The sequence below is a fragment of the Flavobacterium oncorhynchi genome, assembly GCF_002217355.1.
Lineage (GTDB): Bacteria > Bacteroidota > Bacteroidia > Flavobacteriales > Flavobacteriaceae > Flavobacterium > Flavobacterium oncorhynchi.
Window position 1 is genome coordinate 147,871 of sequence record NZ_MUHA01000004.1, and the last position, 3,187, is coordinate 151,057.

The 3,187-nt window shown below is 35.2% G+C and carries 2 protein-coding genes (1 of these 2 cut by a window edge); both read right to left on the minus strand.

What is annotated here, in order from left to right; translation table 11 throughout:
* Positions 1-2,414: the 5' portion of a SprB repeat-containing protein gene (locus B0A75_RS03195; RefSeq protein ID WP_089052848.1), read on the minus strand. Its footprint begins 40 nt before the window's first position; 2,414 of the gene's 2,454 nt are visible here — the first part of the coding sequence; its start codon is at positions 2,412-2,414; the stop codon falls past the left edge of the window.
* A 33-nt stretch (positions 2,415-2,447) separates the two neighbouring features.
* On the minus strand, positions 2,448-3,104 hold the full coding sequence (locus tag B0A75_RS03200) for a COG1470 family protein (RefSeq protein ID WP_089052849.1): 657 nt from the start codon (positions 3,102-3,104) through the stop codon (positions 2,448-2,450).
* Positions 3,105-3,187: the final 83 nt, after the last annotated feature.

Genomic DNA, 3,187 nt, shown 5'->3' on the forward strand with positions numbered 1-3,187 from the left:
GTGTAAGTTCCAACAGTAAGTCCAGTTCTGTCCTCAACATCATTAGTTCCAGTCAAATCCGCCCAGTCATAAGTATATGGTGCAACACCACCAGAAGCAGTTATATCAATTGCTCCAGTTGAAGTTCCAAAACATTTTATATTCGTTTGAGTTTTGGCCACTGCTACTGCTGAATTCGGTTGTGTAATAATAATTTCAAGAGGAGCTGTAGTACATCCATTGGCATCTTTCACTGTTACGGTATAAGTTCCAACAGGAAGTCCAGTTCTGTCCTCAACATCATTAGTTCCAGTCAAATCCGCCCAGTCATAAGTATATGGCGCAACACCACCAGAAGCAGTTATATCAATTGCTCCAGTTGAAGTTCCAAAACATTTTATATTCGTTTGAGTTTTGGCCACTGCTACTGCTGAATTCGGTTGTGTAATAATAATTTCAAGAGGAGCTGTAGTACATCCATTGGCATCTTTCACTGTTACAGTGTAAGTTCCAACAGGAAGTCCAGTTCTGTCCTCAATATCATTAGTTCCAGTCAAATCCGCCCAGTCATAAGTATATGGTGCAACACCACCAGAAGCAGTTATGTCAATTGCTCCAGTTGAAGTTCCAAAACATTTTATATTCGTTTGAGTTTTGGCCACTGCTACTGCTGAATTCGGTTGTGTGATAATAACTCCGTTTATATTTGCAGAACATCCATTAGCATCAACAACTTTAATATTGTAAGTGCCGGCAGGTAAATTTTGTAAAGTATTTGCCGTAGTTCCACCGTTGATATAGTACAAAAATGGAGCAGTTCCATTTGTTACATTTATCTGAATTTTACCATCATTTCCACCATTACACTTAACATTACTTGTTGGTCCCAATGCAACAGTATAAAATGGAGGTAAAACGATATTAGAAGTTACAAAGTCTCTATTGGCATACCACCAAGTATTTATTGTATTTCTATTTCCGTATTGGGGACTATTATTTTGATTCGAGATGAAGCCATTCCATGTGTGGCAGCCACTTGGAGGGATATTATTTGGTGTACAGCCAGTCAAGTTTGTTTTAACCCCAAAAGTACCTCCTGTGTATAGAATTTTACTATCATCCCAGTAAAGTTTTAAAATATAAGAAGAGGGAGCAGCTGGTCTTACGGTTGTACTTGAAAAACCATATTGATTCTCTTCTACATCATATATTGGAAAATGGAAAGCAGCTTGACCAAAAGTGACAACGATGGGTATAGAGGTACCTTGGGTAATTACGTTTCCTAGTCCATCTTTACCATCCCACGGAACACTTACAGCATATGGAGGTGCTCCAGATCCGTTAACAGTTTGTGTGATTATTACGTCTTTAGTACCAGGCGTAAATTTACCATCGCCGGCATCAAAATCAAGCAGTATTTCAATAGTTCCGCTTTTAACAACGCTGATGTTTATATTACTTTGTCCGATACCACAATTGGTTATTCCGTTAATTTGAATGTTTCCATTGTAGGTTCCATTTTTCCAAATATTAATATCTGGATCATTTAAGAAAACCTCATACTGCGGTCTCATTTGAGTAGCATTAGGTGCATTATAGATACTTTTTTGATCTTCAGCAGAATTTCCAGAATTTCCTGGGCCAGTACTATTAAAAGCAACATTAAAATACCATGGTCTAAAACCAGCACCATTAAAATTGATTTTATTTACAAATCCATTTTGTGTAGTTGCTCCCGTTGTAGAACCAGTATCAGGTGCAAAAACAAAGAAAGCACCATTAAAATTGGTGTCTTCATCATCCATTGCAAATGCCCAGCGTTTTGAGTAAATACGTCCTGGAATTGATTTTTTGGTTGTATTATTAGCGACAGTAATATCATAATAGTTGTAGTAAATCTCTCCATTAGTGTCGTCAGGATTTTGAAATTCAATCCAATAATCACCAGCTGGCAAACCAGTTGGATCGAAGATGATAGGAGCATAACCCGCCGTAGTAGTTCCATCAATACCATTTGGACCATTTTGAGCTATAGCAAGCTTTTGAGCTTCTGTACCAGTAATTTTTGAATTAGCAGTATTTAAAGTGTATTCGCCAAAAGCTGCAGCTATTGTTCCATCAGGTTTGATGATTCTAAATTTTGTATTGACTTCGTCATTGTTATTATCAGGGGCACTTCTTCGCGCTTTGCTAAACCCTAAGTATACTTTTTCATCACTTGGATTTTGAATTCTGATATATAATCGCTGTTCGTTCGTTGAATTATATTTAGCAAAATTTCCATAAGTGCCATTGTTTACAGCAAGCGATGCCCTGTGATTAATATCAGGGGTTGTTTGTTTACTACCTTCTCCGCCATAAACATTAAGAAACAAAGTACTTAATACAAAACTTAGAAGGATTTTTATTCTGTTTTTGAAAGTAAAGTTTTTCATATTAAAAATTTTAATATTGATATAATGTTTTGACTAGCAGTAAAAACGAGTTGTAGCTACATGATGTAGTAAAAAAACATTAGATGTTTTTTGAGGCGCTATATTTTTTAAATCTAATGACGGTTTATAAAATCCAACTTCCTTTGTTTTTTTCGGTGGAATATAGACATGCAGAATAGTTTGGCTTTTACTTTCTGGACAGTTACTGGAAGTTGCTGTGACCGAAGTACCGTTCCATTGATCAAGTTTAGAAATATCGGCTAAACTTAGTTTTACATAAAATTCTGCTGCTTCACCTGGACCAAGTGTAATTGTTTTATTCAGAGGAGCATAACTTTTGGTTTGCAGTCTATTGTTTAACAAAACATTGTTCTTTGTAATGCTGCCATCTGGATTTTCTGCAAAATTTGAAAAGTTCTCAGCAGATAATTGATACGTATCAGTATTAGTTCCAGTGTTTTTAATTTGGAGTAAAAAGGAAACTTCAGAACCAGTATATCTTTGCTGGTTTTTTCCGTCAACAGTTATTTCAGAATTACATGAACCAGATTGCGAAAATGCAATTGAAGTAATTGAAAAACAAAGCAGAGAAAAAAAGTTTTTTTGAAAGATGTTTTTTCGTGTAGAAAAAATATGCTTACAATTTGTAACAAATTTTACTGCTTTTTCAAGAGTAGATTTAGTTTTCATAACTTGAGATTTAGTTTTTGTGGTTTTTGTAAAATGTTAACACAATCAAAATTATAGTAGAGTTTTTGGATTTGTTTTTTTTT

What these genes read in the sequence shown, in the direction of transcription:
- B0A75_RS03200 (WP_089052849.1), bottom strand. Translation starts at nt 3,104, where the DNA reads ATGAAAACTAAATCTACTCTTGAAAAAGCAGTAAAATTTGTTACAAAT.